At 44.3% G+C, this 20,178-nt stretch carries 15 protein-coding genes; 11 read left to right on the top strand and 4 right to left on the bottom strand.

Annotation, left to right across the window (positions count from 1 at the left end):
• The first annotated feature begins 65 nt into the window (after positions 1 to 65).
• From nagB to DEO27_RS22750, 4 genes are all read left to right on the top strand, one after another.
• Positions 66 to 1,985 (top strand): glucosamine-6-phosphate deaminase, encoded by a 1,920-nt coding sequence (gene nagB, locus DEO27_RS22765; protein ID WP_112568928.1) that lies wholly within the window; start codon positions 66 to 68, stop codon positions 1,983 to 1,985.
• A gap of 192 nt (positions 1,986 to 2,177) precedes the next feature.
• Positions 2,178 to 3,290 carry an acyltransferase family protein gene (locus tag DEO27_RS22760; protein WP_112568926.1) on the top strand — a complete coding sequence of 371 codons (1,113 nt, stop codon included), beginning with the start codon at positions 2,178 to 2,180 and terminating at the stop codon, positions 3,288 to 3,290.
• Between the two features lie 2 nt (positions 3,291 to 3,292).
• Positions 3,293 to 3,850 (top strand): DUF2059 domain-containing protein, encoded by a 558-nt coding sequence (locus DEO27_RS22755; protein WP_190295198.1) that lies wholly within the window; start codon positions 3,293 to 3,295, stop codon positions 3,848 to 3,850.
• Positions 3,851 to 3,922: 72 nt separating this feature from the next.
• Positions 3,923 to 6,784, top strand: a complete 2,862-nt coding sequence (locus DEO27_RS22750) for a M16 family metallopeptidase (protein ID WP_112568922.1) — start codon at positions 3,923 to 3,925, stop codon at positions 6,782 to 6,784.
• A gap of 167 nt (positions 6,785 to 6,951) precedes the next feature.
• Here the strand turns inward: DEO27_RS22750 and DEO27_RS22745 are convergent, their stop codons facing one another.
• Complete coding sequence (locus DEO27_RS22745) at positions 6,952 to 7,620, bottom strand: hypothetical protein (protein ID WP_112568920.1); 669 nt, start codon at positions 7,618 to 7,620, stop codon at positions 6,952 to 6,954.
• A gap of 84 nt (positions 7,621 to 7,704) precedes the next feature.
• Here DEO27_RS22745 and DEO27_RS22740 point away from each other — a divergent pair, with 84 nt between their 5' ends.
• From DEO27_RS22740 to DEO27_RS22710, 7 genes are all read left to right on the top strand, one after another.
• Positions 7,705 to 10,344: a ligase-associated DNA damage response DEXH box helicase gene (locus tag DEO27_RS22740; protein ID WP_112568918.1), complete on the top strand. Its 2,640-nt coding sequence runs from the start codon at positions 7,705 to 7,707 to the stop codon at positions 10,342 to 10,344.
• 79 nt (positions 10,345 to 10,423) lie between these two features.
• Complete coding sequence (locus DEO27_RS22735; RefSeq protein WP_112568916.1) at positions 10,424 to 10,741, top strand: hypothetical protein; 318 nt, start codon at positions 10,424 to 10,426, stop codon at positions 10,739 to 10,741.
• A gap of 191 nt (positions 10,742 to 10,932) precedes the next feature.
• Positions 10,933 to 11,268, top strand: coding sequence for a tRNA-binding protein (locus DEO27_RS22730; RefSeq protein ID WP_112568914.1), 336 nt, complete (start codon positions 10,933 to 10,935; stop codon positions 11,266 to 11,268).
• A complete protein-coding gene (locus tag DEO27_RS22725; RefSeq protein ID WP_112568912.1) occupies positions 11,269 to 11,745 on the top strand; it encodes a nucleoside deaminase in 477 nt (158 codons plus the stop codon).
• A gap of 166 nt (positions 11,746 to 11,911) precedes the next feature.
• Entirely contained in the window at positions 11,912 to 12,523 is a 612-nt protein-coding gene (locus DEO27_RS22720; protein WP_091220078.1) for a superoxide dismutase, read from the top strand.
• A gap of 254 nt (positions 12,524 to 12,777) precedes the next feature.
• Positions 12,778 to 14,238 carry an amino acid permease gene (locus DEO27_RS22715; protein ID WP_112568910.1) on the top strand — a complete coding sequence of 487 codons (1,461 nt, stop codon included), beginning with the start codon at positions 12,778 to 12,780 and terminating at the stop codon, positions 14,236 to 14,238.
• A gap of 3 nt (positions 14,239 to 14,241) precedes the next feature.
• Positions 14,242 to 15,264, top strand: coding sequence for a ferredoxin--NADP reductase (locus DEO27_RS22710; protein ID WP_112568908.1), 1,023 nt, complete (start codon positions 14,242 to 14,244; stop codon positions 15,262 to 15,264).
• A 108-nt stretch (positions 15,265 to 15,372) separates the two neighbouring features.
• Here the strand turns inward: DEO27_RS22710 and DEO27_RS22705 are convergent, their stop codons facing one another.
• The 3 genes from DEO27_RS22705 to DEO27_RS22695 all read right to left on the bottom strand — a co-directional run bounded on the left by DEO27_RS22705 (position 15,373) and on the right by DEO27_RS22695 (position 20,139).
• Positions 15,373 to 16,539 (bottom strand): PepSY-associated TM helix domain-containing protein, encoded by a 1,167-nt coding sequence (locus DEO27_RS22705; protein WP_112568906.1) that lies wholly within the window; start codon positions 16,537 to 16,539, stop codon positions 15,373 to 15,375.
• A 3-nt stretch (positions 16,540 to 16,542) separates the two neighbouring features.
• Positions 16,543 to 18,963 carry a TonB-dependent receptor gene (locus DEO27_RS22700; protein WP_112568904.1) on the bottom strand — a complete coding sequence of 807 codons (2,421 nt, stop codon included), beginning with the start codon at positions 18,961 to 18,963 and terminating at the stop codon, positions 16,543 to 16,545.
• A gap of 240 nt (positions 18,964 to 19,203) precedes the next feature.
• The gene (locus DEO27_RS22695) at positions 19,204 to 20,139 is read right to left on the bottom strand and encodes a hydrogen peroxide-inducible genes activator (RefSeq protein ID WP_112568902.1); all 936 of its coding nucleotides are present in this window, start codon (positions 20,137 to 20,139) and stop codon (positions 19,204 to 19,206) included.
• Positions 20,140 to 20,178 lie beyond the last annotated feature (39 nt).

The following is a 20,178-nucleotide window of genomic DNA, read 5'->3' as shown; positions in this document are numbered from 1 at the left end:
GCGCTATGTAAATATCTGATATATTTGTTTTGAACAACTAACCTCAAATACATTTCCTAAAATTCATGGCACGATTAAATTTATTGGAAGAGACGCGTTACGAGAAGTTACCTGTAAGCGTGTACGGCAACCAGCACGAGGCCTCAGTGGCAGTGGCGAACCGGATAGCAGATCTGATCCGCTCAAAACAAGCCAAAGGCGAAAAAGCGGTATTAGGACTTGCCACGGGTGTAACTCCTATCGGGGTTTACGCCGAACTGGTAAGGTTGCACAAAGAAGCAGGCTTGAGCTTTAAAAATGTGATCACTTTCAACCTGGATGAGTACTACCCGATGAAACCCACAGCTGCGCAAAGCTATGTGACGTTCATGTACGAAAACCTGTTCAGCCATATTGATATAGATAAAGCCAATGTGCATATCCCTGATGGCACACTGGACAAAGACGCGGTAGCCGGCTACTGTTTGGCTTACGAAAAGCAAATTGAAGAGTTGGGTGGCTTAGATCTCCAGATCCTGGGTATCGGTCGTACAGGTCACATAGGTTTTAACGAGCCTGGTTCTGCACCTAATTCAGGTACCAGGATGGTTACTCTTGATGACCTGACCAGAAGTGATGCTTCAAGGGATTTCGGTGGTAAAGCCAACGTGCCAACCAAGGCCATCACGATGGGTATCGGTACCATCTTCAAAGCAAGGGAAATCATATTGATGGCCTGGAGCAAGAAGAAAGCACCAATTATCAAAAAAGCAGTAGAAGGTGAAATCTCCGGTGATGTGCCTGCAACTTACCTGCAACTGTCAGAACATGTAGAATTTGTATTGGATGAGGCAGCTGCATCAGAATTAACCAGGTTTGATACCCCATGGCTGGTAAAAGATTGTATCTGGGATAACCAGTTGAAAAAGAAAGCGGTGATCTGGCTGGCTAATGAAATCAACAAACCAGTACTGAAACTAACCGAAGAAGATTATAACAACCACGGTATGGCGCAGCTTGCGGTAGAACAGGGACCGGTATACAATATCAACATCGATATTTTCAACCAGATTCAGCATACCATAACCGGCTGGCCAGGTGGCAAACCGGATGCTGATGATTCTCAAAGACCGGAAAGGGCATTACCTGCTAAAAAACGCTCAATCATTTTCTCACCACACCCTGATGATGATGTGATCTCGATGGGCGGTACCTTTATCCGCTTGGTAGATCAGGGTCATGATGTACACGTGGCTTACCAAACTTCAGGTAATACCGCGGTATGGGACGATGATGTATTGAGGTATATGGAATTTGCCATTGACTTTACCAACAGCATCGGCGAGGACACCGCCCATCTTCAAAAATCATATGAAGATATGCGTGCTTTCTTCCCAACCAAACAACCTAACCAGATCGATACCCAGGAGATCAGGAACGTAAAAGGTTTCATCCGGAAAACAGAAGCTATCTCAGGCGCACGATATGCAGGTTTGCAGGACGATCATATCCATTTTATGGCCCTGCCTTTTTACGAAACAGGCAAGATCAAGAAGAATTCGGTAGGCGAAGAAGATATCCAACTGACCATCGAACTGCTTCAAAAAGTGAAACCACAACAGATCTTCGCGGCAGGCGATTTTGCGGATCCTAATGGTACCCACCTGGTATGCTTTAAGATCATCCTGGCGGCATTGGACAGGCTGAAAGGTAAAGAGGCCTGGGTAGAAGATTGCTGGTTATGGATGTACCGTGGCGCATGGCATGAGTTTGAAACCTACGAGATAGAAATGGCTGTACCATTGTCGCCACAAGAAGTAATCCGCAAACGCAACGCGATCTTCAAGCACCAGTCGCAAAAAGACAGGCCTGTATTCCCGGGTGATGATGCAAGGGAGTTCTGGGTAAGGGCAGAAGACCGCACCCGCGACACCGCTCAACGCTACGATCGTCTTGGCCTTGCCGAATACGAGGCTATGGAAGCGTTTAAGCGATATATGTTTTAGTGAAATAAATCAATGGCCCGCGAAGAACGCGGGCCATTGGAATAGATAAAAGCGCTGACTTTGTGCGATTCCCCTCTTGAGAGGGGTGTAGGGGTGTGTTTCTCTTCAAGCGATGAAACACACCCCTGCCAAAGCACACATCCTGCCCGCCCCCTCTCAAGAGGGGAGTTTTGAACCTGATCATAGACCAATATGACCTCAACCATAACCGAAAAGCCCAAACGCCTGCTATCTCTTGATGTATTTCGTGGCGCAACCATCGCCATGATGATCCTCGTTAATGACCCCGGCGATTGGGGGCACATCTACGCTCCGCTTGAGCATTCCAAATGGAATGGTTGTACACCTACCGATCTGGTTTTTCCGTTTTTTCTGTTTATGGTTGGCGTATCGGTTATATATGCTATGGAAAGTAAAAAGTCCACCGTATCGCACAGCAAGCTTATTTTGAAAGCGTTGCGCCGTACTGTAATTTTGCTACTCATTCCATGGGTAACCCAATTGATCTTTCATCCCGATGGCGGATTGGCTCATTTGCGCTTGCCGGGTGTGCTGCCCCGTATTGCTTTGGTGTACTTTATCAGCACTGTGCTTTATCTCAAAACATCACAAAAAACACGCGACTGGATCTTTGCCGGTGCCCTTATTGGCTATTTCATTATCATGACCTGCATCCCGGTACCGGGAGTAGGTTATGCCAATCTCGAACCGGAAACCAATATGGGAGCCTGGATAGACAGGCTGGTATTTAGCCCCGATCATCTCTGGCGTGAATCACATACCTGGGACCCGGAAGGTTTGCTGGGAACTATACCCGCAGTAGCTACAGCCCTGTTTGGCATTCGCGTTGGCAGCTGGCTTAAACGTAAAGACCGCGACGACCAGGTAAAAACCAACTGGATGTTTGCATACGGGGTAATAGCAGTTGTTGCCGGCTTGTTTTGGGATTTGTTTTTCCCCATTAACAAAGCCCTGTGGACAAGCTCATTTGTGTTATATACCGGCGGACTTGCCACCATTGGCTTGGCCTTAAGCTACTGGCTGATAGACATACAGGGGTATAAAAGATTTACTTATCCCTTTGTGGTATTCGGTGTTAATGCCATTACGGCTTATGTACTTTCGGGTTTTATTCCGCATTATATGGGGATGATTAAAATTGGCGGCCATTCAATTTATCAAACATTTTTCGCGCCTTATTTTTCGCCGGTAAATGCTTCGCTGGTAAGCGCTATATTTACTGTATTGATTTTATGGATAGTGATGTGGGGATTCTACCTCAAAAAGATTTTTATAAAAATTTAAATATGAACCTAAAACTTAAACTTATCGCGTTTGCCGGTGTAATCCTGTTTTCGTCGTCAAGCTTAAAAGCGCAGACTACAGATCAAACCTTACCACCCTCTCGCATGGAGGCAGCACAGCAAATGTTGATTGCGCTTGGTATTGATAAACAATTTGGGACAATAATTACCAACCAGATCGATGTTGCAAGCAACCAGGTTCCCGACGATAAAAAGGTTGCCTTTAAAAGGGTGATGAATACATTTATGAACAAGTATTTTACCTGGGATTCGCTTAAGAATAAGATGGCTGCCATTTATGCTAATGAATTTACTGAGGACGAGTTGAAACAAATAACAACTTTCTATAATTCGCCGGTTGGGCAGAAAGTTGGTCAGAAATTGCCGGCTTTAACGCAAAATGCAATGATGGTTGGTCAGGAAGCCGTGGCAGCACATAAGGATGAGCTTCAAAAGATGATGGAAGACGAATTTTCTCAAAAAACAGATCCGCCGACAGTAAAACAACAGGTTTCTCCTGCACCTAAGAAAGCGGGTTCAAAAATTCCCGTAAAACATTAAATTTCCCGAACCATACTTTGTAACTAAGATTTTCGTTTTGCATCTTAGTACCCTGATTATTCAAACTTTATAATGAACCTGAACAAATACGTTCCGCTGGCTTTGCTGGCTTTAACTCTTTCGGCAGGCAGTGCCTTTGCCCAGGTTAAAAAGAAACCTGTTCCATCTCCAAAAAATAAACCCGGCGCTCCGGCAATTGCCCCAAAAAGCGATGTTTTACCGGTTGATCAAAGTGTGATCATTGGCAAATTGCCCAATGGTTTAACTTACTATATCCGTGCTAATGCCGAGCCAAAAAGCCGGGCTGAGCTTTACCTGGTTAACAAAGCGGGTTCTGTTTTGGAAAACGACGATCAGCAGGGTTTAGCGCACTTTACCGAGCACATGGCCTTTAATGGTACGCGCGATTTTCCTAAAAACCAGATGGTTGATTACCTGCAAAAAGCAGGCGTGAAATTTGGCGCCGATTTAAATGCCTATACCTCATTTAACGAAACAGTATTCCAGTTGCCTTTACCAACAGATACCGTAGCTGTGTTTGAAAAAGGGTTTAACATACTGGCTAACTGGGCAGGTTATGTGAGCTTTGATCCGGCAGAAATTGACAAAGAGCGCGGTGTTGTTTTGGAGGAGGAACGTCTTCGTGGTAAAAACGCGCAGGAACGTATGCAGCAGCAAACATTACCGGTATTGCTTAATAACTCAAGGTATGCGCTCCGCTTGCCTATTGGTAAAGAAGATATCCTTAAAAACTTTAAGCCGGAAACCATCAAAGCTTTTTACCAGGACTGGTACCGCCCCGATTTGCAGGCTGTAATCGCTGTTGGCGATTTCGATCCTAAACGTGTTGAAGCGCTTATCAAGCAAAATTTTTCGCAGCTTAAAAATCCGGCTGCCGAAAAACCAAGAACAAAATATACTGTACCTGCCACTCCGGGTACCGCGGTTAAAATTGTAACAGATCCGGAAAATCCTTATACCATAGCGCAGATCATTGTTAAACATCCGGGTACGCCTACCAAAACTACCGGCGATTATATGCAGCAGGTAAGGGTACAGCTATTTAACCAGATGCTGAACGCGCGTTTGAATGAGTTGTTACAAAAGCCTAATCCGCCTTTTTTATATGGCCGTACCAACTATGGCAATTTTATAGGCGATCAGGATGCTTATACTTCACTGGTTGTTGCCAAGCCCGGCGAGCTTGAAAAAGCCGTTAAAGCCGTAGTTGCCGAATCAGAACGGGCCCGCAAATTTGGCTTTACCCTTACCGAGCTTGAGCGCGCCAAGCAAGACGCGCTGGTAGGCATTGGTAATGCTTACCGCGAAAGGGATAAAACGCCATCAGTTAATTTTGTGCGTGAATACCAGGCCAACTTTTTAACCGGTGAGGCTATCCCCGGTATCGACTATGAGTACAATTTCTACATAGGCAATATCTATAAAGTTAGTTTATCTGATATGAACGCCATGGCCGGCAAATTTATCAGCGATCAAAATCGCGTAGTGATAGTACAAGCGCCGGACAAAGAGAAAGCCAATCTGCCCGATGATAAAACATTGCTGAACTGGATTGCCACAGGCGGTCAGAATGTTACTGCGTATATTGACAACGTATCGAGCGAGCCTTTGCTGGCCAAAATACCTGAAGGCAGCAAAGTTGCCAAACAGGACACGGATGAAGCCATAGGCGCAACTACCCTTATCCTGGGTAACGGTCTGAAAGTAATTTTAAAACCAACCGAATACCGTAATGATCAGATCCTGATTAACGGATATGCTCTTGGTGGTACATCATTGGCCAGCGATGACGAATTTACATCGGCAAATCTTGCCGCGTCTATTATCAGCGGCAGCGGTATAGCGCAGTTTAACCAAGGTATGCTTGATAAAAAGCTGGCCGGTAAAAACCTGAGCATTTCGCCATATATCAGTGAATTTGCCCAGGGTATTTCGGGAAGCTCTTCACCTGCCGATTTTGAAACCGCCCTGCAGTTGATATACCTTTACTTTACCCAGCCACGTAAGGACAAAGATATCTGGGATGCCAACATTGATCAAACCAGGTCGATATTAAGCACCCGTGGGCTTGACCCGGGAAGCGTTTACCAGGATACGGTATCGGCTGTATTAAGCAATTACAACTTCCGAGGTATGGTTACTACTATTCCGCGGTTAAACGCGGCTACGCTTGATAAGGCTTATGACTTTTATAAAAAGCGTTTTGCCGATGCAAGCGGTTTTACCTTTACACTGGTTGGTAACTTTGATGTGGAAACAGTTAAGCCATACCTTGAACATTATCTTGGCGGCCTGCCATCTACTAACAGCAAAGAGACCTTTAAAAATATGAATATCCAGCCCCCGGCTGGCGTGATCACCAAAACTGTAAATAAAGGCGTTGGCGATAAAAGCACGGTTCAACTGGTATTCAGCGGCGATTATGATTACAACGACGCCAACAATATCCAGGTTGACGCGCTGGAAGAAGTACTGAACATTAAACTGATTGAGCGTTTGCGTGAGCAGGAAAGCGGTGTTTACGCGCCGGGGGTAAGGGCAAGCTACCGTAAAATTCCTGGCGGCCGTTATACTTTTACCATATCTTTTGGTTGTGCCCCCGAAAATGTGGATAAGCTGATCAACGCTACCATGGAAGAAATTGGCAAGATCAAACAGAACGGTGCTTTGCCGGCAGATATCCAGAAATTTATTGCAGAGGAGGCACGTTCAACCCAACAGCAGCTTAAGCAAAACGTTTTCTGGGCCGGATATCTTGCAGCTACATCACAAAATGGTGAAAACCCGGATCAGATCCTGGCCCATGTGAGCAGCCTTGAACAGGTAACCCCACAAACCACTAAAGACGCCGCCAATAAATACCTGAGCGGCAAAAATTTAATCAAACTGATATTGATGCCTGAAAAGAAGTAAGGTAATAGATAATATGGTAAAAGAGGCCTTTCCCATTGGGACAGGCCTCTTTTGTTATGTTGTAGAGACGCATAATTGCGTCTTCCCTTAGGACAAGCGGCTGTGTTTGTCTATAGAGATTTGCATGCGGGAGACGCAATTATGCGTCTCTACATTGAGCCACTACCTCAATGCATATTCAAATAAGCCACAGCAGTATCATTGGCTTTGTGAACCACCACGCCGACACATTTACCACTGCCATCTATTTCAAAAGATATTCCTTTAGCCAAATCGGTATACACCTGCACTTTGCTACCGGCTTTGTTATAGGTTGATGTTGGTTTTAATGTATAAGCTTTTTGTATTTCTTGTTTGGACGACCCTACACCAACGCCATCTCCGGTTTTAAATTTAGGCGAAGTCACCAGGATCTTTTGCACATGACTTACTGACTCATCCTTACCGCCCATGTTATGATGTGTGAAAACCGCGGTGTGATTACTTGTAGGATTATGACCGGCAAACCAAACCAATAATGAGCTGCCCATAGCCGCGTCAGAACTGTCGGGCTTACCCAACTGGTTTATTACATTTTGTACATCATCATTCAAAACAATATGTCCGATACTTTTGCCGGGTGTTATCAGCCAATCAGACTGAGAAGTGTTAGATGCGCCTGTATCCGATGCCATGGTATGATGAGTTGTAGTATCGTTTTTGTCGCCGAGATGCTGGCCTACGGTATCCTTGGGTATTTTATTAGTATCGGCTATAGTAGCCGGTTTATTCTTGTTGTTTCCGCAAGCTAAAAGGCAAATAGCTATGGAAACTATTATTAAGCTATTTTTGATCATATGACTATAACCAATTTAATGGTTATTTTGTTGGCTCGGTTATTCAGGCTATAACTAAACAATAAAAAATTTGTTAAAGGGATAATGACAAGCAAAGGCCAGCAGGTTATACAACAATGGTACAAGGAAAAAAACTGGGAGCAGTTTCCTTTCCAGGCCGAAATGATGGACGCATATCTCGGAGGCTATTCTGGGTTGTTGAATGCCCCGACCGGCAGCGGTAAAACTTTTGCTTTATTTCTGCCTTTTTTAGCCGGTTTCATCAACGCTAATCCTGAGACCTATAAAACCAGACAAAACAATGGTCTGCTGATGCTTTGGATAACACCTTTACGAGCGCTTACCAATGATATCCGCAAAGCCATGCAGGAAGCCTGCGATGAGATCGGTTTGCCCTGGCGCATTGCTACCCGCACAGGGGATACCCCGGCAGCAGAAAAGCAGGCTTTAAAAAAAAAGCTTCCCGAGGTTCTGCTTACCACTCCCGAAAGCCTGCACCTGATGCTGGCCCAAAAAGAATATCCTAAGCTATTTAATCAATTACAAGTAGTAGTTATTGATGAATGGCATGAGTTGCTGGGGACTAAGAGGGGGGTACAGGTGGAGCTGGGGTTGTCCAGGCTAAAAAACCTCGCTTCAGTTGGCAGTGATAACCGGTTTGCAGTTGACAGTTTGCAGTTTGCAGAAAGCAAGGGCGGATCAGGGGGGAATGCGAATGAAAATAAAAACCGCTCACTGCCCACTGCTCACTGCCAACTGAAAATATGGGGCATCTCCGCTACCATCGGCAACCTTGAACAAGCTGCGGAAGTTTTATTAGGTAATGATTTTCCACAGGAGCAGGTAAAAATGGTACGCGCCAACCTGGAGAAAAAGCTGGATATCCGGTCTATCATTCCTCAAAATATCGAAAACTATTCGTGGGCGGGACATATCGGTTTAAAACTGCTGCCCGAGGTGATGGAGATTGTGGCAAAAAGTAAAACCACGCTGATCTTCACCAATACCCGTTCACAATCAGAGATCTGGTACCATGCTATTTTAGATAACTATCCTGAATACGCCGGTATCATGGCTATGCACCACGGTTCGTTGGATAATGAATTACGCAACTGGGTGGAAGCTGCCCTGCATGCCGAGGCATTGAAGCTGGTGGTGTGTACCTCGAGTCTGGATTTGGGAGTGGACTTCCGTCCCGTAGATACCGTGGTGCAGGTTGGCAGTCCTAAAGGTGTGGCCCGTTTTATGCAGCGTGCTGGTCGAAGCGGCCATCATCCGGGAGCTACCTCACTGGCATATTTTGTACCTACGCATTCGCTTGAGTTGTTGGAGGGCGCGGCATTGAAGGAGGCTATTAAGGCAAAGATCTTTGAAAGCCGCGACCCCATGCTGCTTACCATGGATGTACTGATCCAGTACATGGTTACGCTTGCTGTATCGGACGGTTTCAGGGACGAAGAACTTTTTAGAGAGGTAAAAACTACCTATGCCTTTGCCGACCTGAGCCGGAACGAGTTTGGCCAGTTGCTTGATTTCATCACCAGCGGCGGCAAAACGCTTGCGCAATATGATGAATTTTTAAAGGTTGAGGTTGAAAATGGGGTATATAAAGTGAACAGCCGACGGGTGGCCATGCGGCACCGCTTAAGTATCGGTACTATTACCAGTGAACTAAGCATTAGGGTAAAGTGGATTAGCGGCGGGAGCCTGGGTACTATTGAAGAATCATTTGTATCCAAGCTAAAACCGGGTAATACTTTTTGGTTTGCCGGTCGGAGTTTGGAGTTTGTGCGGGTAAAAGAGATGACAGCCTACGTTAAAAAATCAAATTCTACAAAAGGTATCATCCCAAGCTGGAATGGTGGACGAATGCCTTTATCGTCACAACTGGCAGCAGTGTTCAGGCTTAAGCTGGATGAGGTAGCCCACGGCGTTGAACGCGATATTGAGGTTAAAGCTTTAAAGCCGCTTTTTGAGTTGCAGCAAAAGTTATCGCACCTGCCTCAAAGTCACGAGTTTTTGATTGAGTCGTTTAAATCAAAAGAGGGGCACCATCTTTTATTTTATCCTTTTGAAGGGCGCCTGGTTCATGAGGGTATGGCATCGTTACTCGCCTATCGCATCAGTAAAATAAAACCTGCCAGTTTTTCCATCGCCATGAATGATTACGGATTTGAATTGCTGGCTGATGAGGATATCCCTATCGAGGAAGCACTGGAAGATGCAAGCTTTTTTTCGCTGGATAACCTGATAGACGATATTCAGCATAGTTTAAATGCTAATGAGATGGCCCGTCGCCGTTTCAGGGATATCGCGCATATTGGTGGATTGGTATTTACGGGCTATCCCGGTCAGCAGGTTAAAAATAAGCATTTACAGGCATCAACCTCATTGCTGTTTGAGGTTTTCAGCGAGTACGAACCTGATAATTTACTGGTGCGCCAGGCCTATAATGAAGCATTGGCTTTTCAATTGGAAGAGTTCAGGCTAAGGGCCGCCCTGCAACGCATCCAAACGCAGAATATCATTTTGAAAGTTATTGAGCGACCAACCCCATTCGCATTCCCAATTATGGTTGACAGTCTTGGTCGCGAAAAACTCACTACCGAAACCATGGAAGAACGCATAGCCAAAATGGCCCGTAGCTATGGTGCCGAGGGTGTTGCTGAGCCAGCAGAGCGTAAAAGCAGAAAGCCGGGAATAACGAGAAAGAAGGGTTTCTAAACAGTTAACAAATTTGTTACCAGGATCGTGTTAAACTTCTTACGTATTTATCGCTCATACGGATAAACACTTATCCAATATGAAAAACTTAAGACTAAACCATTTCATTGTTTTGCTGTGCCTGTTCCTGACATCATGTGCCACAACCAGTTATCTTGGCGACACTTACCCGGCAACAGAAAAAGTAGACGTATTTTATGATGCCAAAGATGTTAAGAAGGACTACAAAGTAATAGGTCACCTGGCCATCGCTTACACCCCGAATGCGGCCGAAGCCAAAAACGACCTGTCAATTAAAGCCCGTGAAGTTGGGGCAGATGGCATTATCATTTTACAGGTTGATGGGAATAACGAGAAAGCTACTATCAGGGCCGATGCGATAAAATATAATAAGTAGTTAGTCTTTAAATTATAAATTATGTCATTGCGAGCGAAGCGTGGCAACCGCACGGAAGCATGGCCACTCTGTATAGCATGCGATTGCTTCGTCGTGCCTCCTCGCAATGACATATATATGATTGTAACTCTGTCTACGGACTACTATGCCTGTAGTTTATAACTACAGGCATATTTTTTACCTTTGCCACCATGGAAACCATCACCTGGCATGATTTTGAAAAAGTAGAACTCCGCGTAGGCACTGTATTGGAGGCAATTGATTTCCCTGAGGCTCGAAAACCGGCCTTTAAGGTAAGGGTTGATTTTGGCGAGTTCGGCATCCGGTGGTCGAGCGCGCAGATCACCAAACATTACACCAAAGAGGAACTTGTTGGCAGGCAGATAGTAGGTGTAACAAACTTTCCTAAAAAACAGATCGCCAATTTTATGTCGGAGTTTTTGGTTACCGGCTTTGCCGACGAAAACGGTGATATCGTATTAACCGCTGTTGAAAAACCTGTGCCAAATGGCAGCAAACTTATTTAAATGAGATATATCAGTTTTGAGGATGAGGCCTCGATATCGCCCGACGAATATTTCATGGGCGAGGCTTTAAAAGAAGCCCGTTACGCGTTTGAGGAAGATGAGATTCCTATCGGTGCAATAGTTGTTTATAATGGCCGGATTATAGGTCGCGGACACAACCTTACCGAGCGCCTTAATGATGTATCGGCCCATGCCGAAATGCAGGCGCTTACCGCCGCTGCTAATTTAATGGGGGGGAAATATCTACAGGGCTGTACTTTATATGTTACTATGGAGCCCTGCGTTATGTGCGCCGGGGCATCATACTGGTTCCAGGTAAGCAAGATCGTGTTTGGGGCGTATGATAACAAATTGGGATTCGGTCGTATCAATCAAAAAATAACCCATCCTAAAACTGTAATTACCGGGGGCATCCGCGAAGCCGAATGCAGCCAGCTGGTTAAAGATTTTTTTAAGGGGAAGAGGAAAAAGGGTTAATAGTTCATGGATCATAGTTCATGGTAATGGAAAATAGCTATGAACCATTAACCATCAACTATGAACTAAACAAAACATGACAATTATTTAGAACAAATACTTCTGTCAACGCTTATATTTGTTACGTCACAACAAACATTAAACTTTAAAATTAACAACTAAAATTATGGCATTTACACTACCGGCGTTATCCTACGCTACTGATGCTTTGGAACCGCACATTGATAAACTGACCATGGAAATTCACCATGGAAAACATCACCAGGCTTATGTTACCAACTTAAACAAAGCTTTGGAAGGTAAACCGGAAGCCGATAGCAATATCGACGATATCATCAAAAATATCTCTAAATTCCCTGCTGCCGTACGTAACAATGGCGGTGGTCATTACAACCACACTTTGTTCTGGACTTTGTTATCACCAAACGGTGGTGGCGAGCCTACTGGTGCTTTAGCCGATGCTATTAAAAGCACTTTCGGTTCATTTGCCGATTTCAAAACCAAAGTATCTGAAGCTGGTGCAACCCGTTTCGGTTCTGGCTGGGCCTGGTTAATTGTTACTGCTGATAAAAAATTAGCTGTAACTTCAACTCCTAACCAGGATAACCCATTAATGGATATCGCTGAGGTTAAAGGTACCCCAATCTTAGGTATCGACGTTTGGGAGCACGCTTATTATCTGAAATATCAAAACCGTCGTCCGGATTACTTAGCAGCTATCTGGAACGTAATTAACTGGAACCACGTTGCTGAGCTTTACGCAAAAGCAACTGCTTAATTTATTTAAGCGCATAAATTTAAAGCGGCAGGATCTGATGGTCCTGCCGCTTTTTTGTTTTAATCTCCACCCGTCATTGCGAGGCACGAAGCAATCCCCGATGTTAAAGGGAGGCATGCATAGCCGCTCTGCTTATTTGGGATTGCTTCGTGCCTCGCAATGACGGAATGAAGAAGCATATTTTTTACTTCCTAATTATATCCCATCTCCCTATCAATCCCATAATCTACTAACTTTGTGGACTTTTTTATATCATGATCAAAAAGCCCATTGAAACCCTGCTCCGCGAATCAAAGGAAGAAGGCGAACATTCATTAAAACGCTCGTTAGGGCCGGTTAACCTGATTTTAATTGGGATAGGCATCATTATAGGGGCAGGTTTATTTTCCTTAACAGGGATAGCAGCTGGTCAGCATTCGGGCCCGGCGGTAACTATATCTTTCCTGATAGCCGCTGTAGGTTGTGCATTTGCCGCGCTTTGTTATGCCGAGTTTTCGGCCATGATTCCTGTTGCAGGGAGCGCTTATACCTACTCATACGCCACCATGGGCGAGCTTTTTGCCTGGATCATAGGCTGGGACCTTGCACTTGAATATGCCGTGGGGGCGGCAACGGTGGCCATTAGCTGGTCGCAATATCTTACCAAATTTTTATCGTGGTTTGATCTGTATTTGCCGCCGCAACTGACACTTTCGCCTTTTGAAACGGCCAAGGCTGCTAATGGGGATGTTATAAACGGGATTATTAATTTACCCGCTGCCTTAATTGTGATCCTGGTTACCAGCATCATTATCCGCGGTACCAAAGGTTCGGCATTGGTTAATGCTATTATAGTAACCCTGAAAGTAGGGGTGGTGTTGGTGTTTATAGCTGTGGGCTGGTCGTTCATTAACCCGCAGAATTATCATCCATACATTCCGCAAAATACCGGTGTTTGGGGCGATTATGGCTGGTCGGGTATATTGAGAGGGGCAGGACTGGTATTCTTTGTATTTATCGGTTTCGATGCCGTATCAACCGCGGCGCAGGAGGCTAAGAACCCGCAACGTAATATGCCTATTGGTATCATTGGTTCATTACTGATTTGTACGGTATTATTTATCGTGTTTGCGCACGTCATGACGGGGATGGCCAATTATAAAGAGTTTATAGGTTCAGGCGCTCCCGTTGCTATCGCCATCGAAAAAACACATTACCAATGGCTAAGCAAGGCTATTGTATTGGCTATATTGATAGGTTATACTTCGGTGATCCTGGTAGATCTGTTGGGACAATCACGCGTGTTTTTCTCTATGTCGAAAGATGGATTGTTACCCAAAGTATTTTCAGAGATTCACCCTAAATTTCGTACCCCCTGGAAATCGAATATAATGCTTTGCGCTTTTATTGCCCTATTTGCTGCCTTTGTGCCGATACGTGTAGTCGGCGAAATGACCAGTATTGGTACCCTGCTTGCATTTGTAATGGTTTGCGCGGGTGTACTTATTTTACGTAAACAACAGCCCAATATTCACCGACCATTTAAAACGCCGCTTGTTCCATTGGTGCCTGTATTGGGGATATTGACTTGCTTTGCCATGATGACATTTTTACCGGGCGATACCTGGTTGCGTTTGATCATCTGGCTTGCAATTGGTTTGGTTATCTATTATACTTACGGCAAAAAGAACAGTGTTATCCGCAGAATGCTTGAGGATAAGCACCAGCGCTACTAATTGATGACGGAAGATATTTTAAAACTTAAAGTTGAACGCGTAAAATGGGAAACTTCTGATACTGCTACATTTTATTTAAGCAGTACAAAAGGTGAGGCTATCCCGTACACAGCAGGTCAGTTTATCACTCTGATATTTAACCATAGGCAGCAAGAGATCAGGCGCTCGTATTCATTGAGCTCATCGCCTGATGAGGCTTACCTGACAATAACTGTAAAGCGCATTACCAATGGAGAAATCTCCAGGTTTATGCTTACTAAAATAAAAGAAGGGGATGAGCTGACAGCCCTTGCGCCGGCGGGGCGCTTTACCATCACCAATTACCAACAACAAAAAGATATATTTTTATTTGCAGGAGGCAGTGGTATCACACCGGTTTTTTCTCAGCTGAAATATATCCTTGGCCGGGAAGGTAAAAGCAGGTTGGTACTGATCTACAGTAACCAAAATGCTGCTTCTATTTTATTTAGAGATGAGCTTGATCAACTGGCGGCAGCCCATCCTCAAAGGCTTACTATTATTCATTTGCTAAGCAGCGAAGCTAACCGACTTAATACCGATAAGGTGGAAAAGCTGGTTAAGCAACACCTTCGTTTTAGTTTAGCTGATGCCGAATTTTACCTGTGCGGGCCGTTTGCGTATATGCGCATGATCCGCTTTGATCTGGTGTATATGGGGATTGATCAGGCCAAAATCCGCCGGGAAAATTTCGTGCTTGAAACAGTGGCTGTAAAAAGCGGTATCACCAGCTTCCCGCCACAAAACATTAAAATAAAATACCGGGGCGAACTGCATGATATTATGGTGGGTGAAAACCAATCCATATTGCAGGCTGCACTGCAAAACAACATTCCATTACCTTATAGTTGCCGGGGTGGGGTATGTTCAACCTGTATGGTCAAATGCACCGGCGGTAAAGTAGAGATGGTGAAGAATGATGTGCTTACTGATGCCGATCTTGCGCAAGGATGGATCCTTACCTGCACCGGGCATCCGTTGGATGGTGGGGTAGTGGTGGAGGTTTAAAAAACCATGTCATTGCGAGGCACGAAGCAATCGCGAACTATACAAGGCGGATATGCCTCCGTGCGGTTGCCACGCTTCGCTCGCAATGACATAAAAGAGAATGGCTATTTACTTAGCCGGTAAATGCTGCCTTACAGTGCGGCGATGCACTACTGATTTAACCTTTTTTGATTTGGTTTTTTTGCGTTTGCCCAGCCAGATAATGAAGCCGGTAATGGGCAAGCTGGCACAAATTAGACTGGCCAAAAAAGCGATGATCTTACCGGGAAGCCCAAGGATCTGACCTACGTGAATATCATAGTTCATGTTATTCATCTTCATGCCGGCACTTTTTTGCTCGTGCGCTGTGCGGTTCAGCAGCTTTCCGGTGTACTTATCGAATGAGTAGGTATCGCTTTCATAGTAGTGCAGGGCCTGTGCATACGCGGTTACACCAATTGCGCCCGCTTTTGTTGCATCGTCATAAATTAAAAACATTTCGGCCTTTGGTGAAGTTGCTTTAGCAGACAGGTAAGCTTTGTTGATAACCTGGGTAGTATCTATTTTGCCATTCAATAATGAGTCCGACTTGAAAACTGCCTTTTCTTCGGGATGTGCTTTGCCCAGATTAGCGGCTGCGTAAATCCCTTCGCGCATCCAGTCAAATGATATGGAAAGACCGGTTATGGCTAATATGATAGCCACACTTGTTGCATAAAAACCTAAAACGTTATGCAGGTCATAATTCACCCTTCTCCAGCGACCGCCCCATTTAATAGTGAAGCTGCGTTTGCGATCGCTTTTGCGTTTTGGCCACCAGAGTACAATACCGGTAATCATCAGCACTACAAAAATAATTACCGAAATGCCTACCACTAAAGTCCCAATATTGGCTGGTAGCAACAGGTACAAGTGGATATATTCAACAATGATGAAGAAATTTGTAGTTGGGCTTTCGGTATGTATGATCTTACCGGTGTAAGGGTTCTGGTACACAAACAGCAGACCTTCTTTCTTATCGGTTACCAAGACTCCTGCCGGGCGACCGATGCCATAATAATAAACATAACTGGCGGTAGCTCCTTTGCGGCCTTTTAGCGCCTCAGCTTTAAGGATTGATGGCGCTATGTATGGCTTGTTTTGTATCTCAACCTTACGGTAGCTGTGTATGGCATCCTGGATTTCGTCCTGAAAACAGAAAATACAGCCGGTGATACTCACTATAAACACCACAAGCCCGGATATAAATCCGAGCCAGCGATGTATGAATAGTAGTGCTTTTTTAAAAGGCGTCATTCATTAAAATTTATAGGTAGCGCTCAGTGCAAAGCTTCTTAATTTTTGAGGGTTCACGGTGCCGTAACCTACCCAGTATTTCTGGTTATTAAAGTTATCTATCTTGGCGCCGAACCTGTACCTGTTGGTATCGTAAAATGCTGAGGCATTCAGTATAGTATATGATGGCAGTGTAAATACGCCTAAGGTGCGGCTGTTGATAACTTTGTTATCGCTGGCATAATTGCCGCCAATACCAAAGCCTAAACCTTTAACTGCGCCTTGTTGAATTTTGTAGCTTGCCCAGAAGTTAGCCTGGTAAGGTGAACCCGCTGTTGCCGGACGCAGACCTTCAACCGTAGCATCGGCAGTTTTGGTAAGCTTTGAATTATTGTAAGTAAAGCCAGCGGTTAAGTTTAAACCCGGTAGCGGGTTTGCGATTACCTCGGCTTCAAAACCTTTGCTGAATTGCGTGCCATCCTGTACAGAAAGCACCGGGTTTACGGTAGACGGGCGTACAATATCTTTTACCTTGATATCATAGTAGCTTACGGTACTGCTTAATTTGCCATCAAACAGATCCAACTTTACACCACCTTCAATTTGATTGGCCTGCTCAGGTTTAAGTGGTTTGTTGTTTTCGGTAGTACCGGTTTGGTTGTTAAAGCTGTTTTGGTAGTTGGCAAATAACGATACGTGGTCTTTCACCGGCTGATAAACCAGGCCAAATTTTGGAGAGAACGCGGTTTGTTTGTAAGCGCCGGAAGTTTTTTCTGAAACCGGGTCGTAATTGCCTTTATTATCAAACCTGTCTACACGTAAACCTGCAGATGCCATTAACTCATCGGTAATGTTAAATACATCTGAAATATAAGCACTATAAGTATTACGTTTGTACATGGCCGGATAGGTAAAACCTATGTTACCTGCTGCATACATGGCGTCCAGCGCGGCACCGTTAAAATTGCTGTAGTTGTGGTTGCCGGTTACTGATACGGTATCAAGTGTACTGCCGTAGAAATACTGCTGCGAATTTTCCCTGAAGAAATCCAGACCGCCAACAAATCTGTTACGGAACTTGCCTATTTTGAAATCGCCGTTAAAGTTTTGTTGAACCTCGAACATGTCATCCTTGCTGTTGCGGGTAGCCTGATCGTTTCGCGAAATCATATCGCCTGGCAATAGATAATAATAAAGACCATGGCCATCTGAATAGCTATGTGTATAGCTCAGGTTGGTACGTGAGGTCCAGGCATCAGAGATCTTGTATTTTACTTCGCCATAGAAGTTTTTGTTTTGTGATATCTGGGTAAGGCCGTCACCGTGGTAGCTTTGCCTGTAATCAATATTTGACTTATCAGGACTGCTGAAACCCATTTGTTCAACAGTTAGCCCATAAGGGAAAAAGTAGATAGTTTTGCCTACGTTTTTACCGTAAGACAGTTCTGCATCGGCACTGATGGTTAACCTGTCGTTAGCTTTGTAAACGATGCTTGGGTCGATAACCAGGTTGCGGGAAAAACCATTATTCTGGAAACTGCCGTCGTGGTTAAACGCGGTATTTAAGCGGAATAGTACTTTTTTATCTTTATCAAGAGGAGTGTTGATATCTGCGCTACCACGGTAAAAACCGAAGTTGCCGCCCGATAAGCTCACTTCACCACCAAAGGTGTCATAAGGCTTTTTGGTTACACGGTTGATTAAACCGCCGTATGATGTTAATGCATTACCAAACAAAGTACCTGACGGGCCTTTGATCACCTCAATTCTTTCAATATTTGCTGCATCAACGCTGTTGGTAACCTTACCGGCAATGCCGTTACGGATAGAGCTTTGTACTATAAAACCACGGCTGTTGAAATAAGCGCCACCATCACCACCGCGACCGGTTGCATCCCACATTTTTTGTAAACCCGGGGTATTCCTGAGCGCGTCATCAACAGAAAAAATTAGTTGTTCCTGGATCAACTGGCTGCTAATTGTGTTGTAAACCTGCGGATTTTCGAGGTTAGCTAATGGCATTTTAGCTACATCTTCGCTGCGGGTGCGTTTAAATTTATTGGTTTTGTTTGCGTTGATATTTACTTCCTGTAAGCCATGAACGGTATTATCAACGGTTATGGTTTGAAGATTGGTTGTTTGACCTGCCTTTACGCTTACGGATTTTTCCTGGCCTTTAGCGCCAACTTCAGATATAACCAGTGTGTAGTTACCTTCAGGAGCTTTGATTTCGAAGAGTCCATTTTCGTCGGTAATAGTGCCAAACTTGGTGCCTTTAAGTGTTACCGATACGTTTTCGGCCGGATCGTTTTTTATGGTAATAACTTTACCTTTTAGAGTACCCCTTGCTTGCTGCGCCAGAGTAGGGAGTGTATTAATAAGCAGCAATAGCGCTAAAATTGTGAGAGGAAATAGCTTTTTGAAAGCTTGTAGGGGTTGATTCATTGTTATTTAGACTAAATATAAATAATTGCGCAAAAGTAGTCATGCAAGTGTTATAATGCAAATTATTTATAATAAATCTAAATAGTGTGGTTTTATGTGTTGGTATACAGTTGATTACAATAAGTTATTTGCCCTGTAAGATCGCTTGTTTTCAAGATGTTAGTGACTTGAAAGATGTAAAAAGAAAAGACTTACGAAGTTTTTAAAACTTCGTAAGTCTTGGGAAATGATGAGTACACCTTAAATATCCATCACTTCCTTTTTCTTTTTGCTTTTCATTCGTTTAGGTACAAACTCCAGTATCTCAGCTTTTAAAGCTTCAATCATGCGGCGTTTTAAAAAATTGCGCTGTATCACAATGCTTACCTCGCGCGCCGGCTCAGGCGATTTAAAGTAGCGCACTTTATCCAGTTGCTTTTCACTTAGTTCGGACAAGGCCAGTTCGGGTAGGATGGTGGCCCCATTATTTTGGTCGACCATACGTTTAAGGGTTTCAACGCTGCCCGTGTTGTATTCAAAATGTTGAAAACCCCGGGTTGATTTACGTCGCTGGCAAATGTTCAATACCTGTTCGCGCATGCAATGACCTTCGTTTAAGATCCAGATCTCCTCCATATCTATATCATCCGGAACGATGTTTTTCTTTTTAGAAAGCTTACTGTTTTTGGATACATAGGCCACAAAGTTTTCATAAAACACCGGGATCTCCGTAAGGTTACTTTCATGCAGCGGCGTGGAGAGGATCCCGCAATCCAACATACCCAGTTTTAACTGCTGAATGATTTCCTCGGTGGTTTGTTCCCACACAATCAGTTTTACCTGCGGATATTTTTCGATAAAACCATGAATGATTTTGGGTAAGATATAAGGAGATACGGTAGGAATAATGCCAACTCTTAATTCTCCTGAAAGTTCCTTTTGTCTGTCGGAAATGATCTCTTTGATCTTTTCGCTTTCAGACAGCATTACACGTGCCTGGCTAATGATTTCAATGCCTATTTCAGTAGGGACTACCGGTTGTTTGCTCCTGTCAAAAATCTTGACACCAAGTGTATCTTCCAGTTTTTGTACCTGCATACTCAGCGTTGGCTGGGTAACAAAACATTTTTCGGCGGCCAAAACAAAGCTTCGGTAGGTATCAACCGCCACAATATACTCCAGTTGTGTAATAGTCATGTAATATAGATAAATGCTATGCAAAGATAATAATTATTG

This window comes from Mucilaginibacter rubeus (assembly GCF_003286415.2).
In the GTDB taxonomy this organism is placed as follows: domain Bacteria; phylum Bacteroidota; class Bacteroidia; order Sphingobacteriales; family Sphingobacteriaceae; genus Mucilaginibacter; species Mucilaginibacter rubeus_A.
Note: the sequence above shows the minus strand (reverse complement) of the source record. Positions and strands in the feature narration are given on the sequence as shown.